Origin of the sequence: Candidatus Megaera venefica, assembly GCF_034554655.1 — a bacterium.
GTDB classification, from domain to species: domain Bacteria; phylum Pseudomonadota; class Alphaproteobacteria; order Rickettsiales; family Rickettsiaceae; genus Megaera_A; species Megaera_A venefica.
The window spans coordinates 1-1,669 of record NZ_JARJFB010000240.1 but is presented as its reverse complement, the minus strand read 5'-3'; the positions used below and the strand labels follow the sequence as shown (position 1 = coordinate 1,669).

The window sequence follows — 1,669 nt, the reverse complement described above, 5'->3', positions numbered from 1 at the left end:
AAAAAATGAATGTGCGGTGATTTATTTTTGAAATTCTTGAAATTATATCAAAAATTTAGAGTTTTGACGGAGAGACTAGTTTATAGCCATGTAACAGAGGGGTCGAAACCCTACGGCAAATTCATTGCTCCACTGTAATTCTAGGTGATATATTAATGGAGTCAAGGAAGAATTTCATCAATCATAGATTCACGGTGAGTTTTGCCATTTTAATCGAACTGCTTTACTATTTCGATTAAATTCCTTGAAATTCCCATAATTTTTTATACAGGCCTTTGTGGTTATGGAGCAATTGGTTGTGAGTCCCTTCTTCAATAATTTTCCCTTTATCCATAACTATAACGCGATCCATATGTTTTAAGGTGGAAAGCCTGTGTGCAATGGCAATAACTGTTTTACCTTGACTCTCAATTAGAAAATTAAGACTATCTTGAATTAGTTTCTCAGTATGGCTATCTAGCGATGATGTTGCTTCATCAAGAATTAGTATAGGGGCATTTTTCAAAATTGCTCTAGCAATAGAGATACGTTGCCTTTGACCACCTGAAAGCTTTACTCCTCTTTCTCCTACATATGTTTGGTATTGATCTGGTAATCTAATAATAAATTCATGAATATGGGCAGCTTTACTTGCCTCAATAACTTCTTCCTCGGTAGCGCTTAGCCTACCATATCTAATATTCTCCAAAAGCGATCTATGAAATAACATCGTGTCTTGAGGGATAACAGCAATATTTTCTCGGAGCGAATCTTGAGTTACGTAATTAATATTTTGATCGTCAATAAGTATTTCACCGCTAGTAGTTTTAAAATACCTTAGCAAAAGGTTAACTAAGGACGACTTACCAGCACCTGAATAACCTATTAAGCCGATTTTTTCTCCTGCTTTAATGTATAAATTAAGATCCTTAAAAACCCCATCATCATTATTATACCCAAAACTAACGTTCTTGAATTCTATCTTTGGATCTTTAATTTTTAAACTCTTCGCATTTGGTTTATCTATGTCCATTTGAGGAGTGTATAAAAGTGAAATGGAACTTCTTAGGTCCCCAATGTTTCGGGCAAAATCCTGCATAGATATTGTTATTTCCCATGTTTCTTCTATTATCACTATGGCAATACCAAAGACAAAAGTAAAATCCCCAACAGAGATTAAATTATTTATCCTCAGATGTACCATGTAAAAGAGGAAGAAGGACATCATAATAAGAAAAAATACACCGCTAATAATGTTACTAATCAAACTATATTTATAAACCAAAATTTGTTTTGGTAAGAAATCATTTGATATTTGTTCATCTAGTTTTTTCAGCTCCGCTTTTCTAGAAGAAAACGATAAGATAGCAATGATGTTGGTGATTTTATCTGAAATTTGTCCAATAAGGCGATGTCTGCTTTCTGTCTCAGCAAAAGAAAGGTGATTCAATCTAATTGAATATTTGTACATAATTGGGAAGTATAGGGTGCTCCAAGCACAAATAAATAAACTAAGATTAAAATGAACTATAGAGAGAACGCAAAAACTAATAATAATTTTCAATATTCTTTGTGATAAACCATGATGCATTTCAGCCCAAAAATGATCATAACCGGGTCTGTCCATCTAAGTGTGTAAATTCCTTATAGGTTATATAATCAATTAATATAACTAAGAGGAATAAAATAT

At 32.8% G+C, this 1,669-nt stretch carries 1 protein-coding gene; it reads right to left on the bottom strand.

The window, feature by feature from the left end:
* Positions 1–235 precede the first annotated feature (235 nt).
* On the bottom strand, positions 236–1,606 hold the full coding sequence (locus Megvenef_RS09385; protein WP_322777655.1) for an ABC transporter ATP-binding protein: 1,371 nt from the start codon (positions 1,604–1,606) through the stop codon (positions 236–238).
* Positions 1,607–1,669: the final 63 nt, after the last annotated feature.

Excerpts from the sequence above, each read along its gene's own strand:
- Megvenef_RS09385 (WP_322777655.1), bottom strand. The coding sequence starts at position 1,606 with ATGGACAGACCCGGTTATGATCATTTTTGGGCTGAAATGCATCATGGT.